This is a genomic window from Streptomyces sp. 13-12-16 (assembly GCF_002114215.1).
GTDB lineage: Bacteria > Actinomycetota > Actinomycetes > Streptomycetales > Streptomycetaceae > Streptomyces.
Map to the genome: position 1 here is coordinate 1 of NZ_NCTE01000854.1, position 1511 is coordinate 1511.

At 73.7% G+C, this 1511-nt stretch carries 1 protein-coding gene and 1 pseudogene; one reads left to right on the top strand and one right to left on the bottom strand.

Translation table 11 applies throughout. The annotated features are described in order from the left end of the window. Positions 1-908, bottom strand: a 908-nt coding sequence (gene galE, locus B7767_RS30505) for a UDP-glucose 4-epimerase GalE (RefSeq protein ID WP_085574970.1), incomplete at its 3' end; no start/stop codon positions are given. Positions 909-1193: 285 nt separating this feature from the next. Here galE and B7767_RS30510 point away from each other — a divergent pair. After that, a pseudogene (locus tag B7767_RS30510) lies at positions 1194-1511 on the top strand (CDP-alcohol phosphatidyltransferase family protein); the annotation flags it as partial.

Sequence of the window (1511 nt, forward strand, 5' to 3'; positions counted from 1 at the left end):
CGGGCGGTCCAGCCGAGCCGTTCGGCCGCGAGGGCGGCCGACGCCACCGCGCGGGGCGCGTCGCCGGGGCGGCGGCCCTCGACGAGCGGGGCCCGGGTGTCGCCGGTGACCTCGCCGATGACCGTGATCAGCTCGCGCACCGAGACGCCCTCGCCGCGGCCGATGTTCACCGTCAGGTCTCCCGTCAGGTCCCCCTCGGACAGCCTTTGGGCCGCCGCCAGGTGCGCCTGGGCCAGATCGGCCACGTGGATGTAGTCACGGACGCACGTGCCGTCCGGCGTCGGGTAGTCGTCGCCGAAGATGCGCGGGGCCTCGTCGCGGGTGAGCCGGTCGAAGACCATCGGCACGATGTTGAAGACACCGGTGTCGGCCAGCTCCGGCACCGCCGCCCCCGCCACGTTGAAGTAGCGCAGGCACACCGTGTCGATGCCGTGCGCCCGGCCCGCCGCCCGGACCAGCCACTCGCCGGCGAGCTTGGTCTCGCCGTAGGGGTTCGCCGGGGCGCAGGGGGCGTCCTCCGTGATGAGGTCCACACCGGGATCGCCGTACACGGCCGCGGACGAGGAGAAGACGAAGCGTCCGATCCCGGCGTCGGCGACGGCGTCCAGGAGCGTCCCGAGGCCTCCCAGATTCTCCCGGTAGTACGTGGTCGGGTGCGCCACGGACTCGGCGGGCTGCTTGCGCGCGGCGAGGTGCACCACTCCCGTCACCCCGTGCTCCGCGCACACCCGCTTCAGCAGCTCGCCGTCCAGCGACGATCCCCTGACCAGCGGGACGTCGGCGGGCAGCCGCGCCGGCACCCCGGCCGAGAGGTCGTCCAGCGCCACGACCCGCTCTCCGGCACCGGTCATGGCCCGCGCCACATGTGCCCCGATGTAACCGGCCCCGCCGGTGATCAGCCATGTCATGGTCGCCCACCCTATGCCGAACGGACCCGGCAGCCCCCAATGTTCGGACCTGGGGCAAATGCCCGTTCTGATACGGCGGTTTGTGGGCCGGGCCCCGCATCACCGATGATGATCGCGGCGGAGGCGCGGGCGAACCATGCCGATCCGGCCGTCGAACAGGCGGTGAACACGGGCTTCCGGGCATCCGATAGCCTCTGCCGACATGCCGCCCGGAGGTACCGCACGGGCGCCTCATCGTGTACATGACCGGCGTCGACGCGTCGGCACCCAGGGAGTGAGATTCGGTTGTCGACCGCCATCCTCACCGGCCAGCCGGTCCCCGGTTCGTCACTCGAGGGCGACCTGCGCTCCCTCGGCTTCGACGTGCGGACCGCGTCCGGCATCGCCGAGGCCGGGACCCTGCTCGCCGGGGTGCCCGCGGGACAGCGGGTCGCCGTGGTCGACGCCCGCTTCGTGGGCCACGCGCACGCGCTGCGCCTCGGCCTCACCGACCCCCGCTTCCCGCTCTCCGCGATCCCCGGCGCCGTCACCGCCCAGCCGGCCGGCCGTCAGGCACTGATCCGCGCGATGGCCCGCGAGAGCTCCGCGGCCGACGCCGGACCG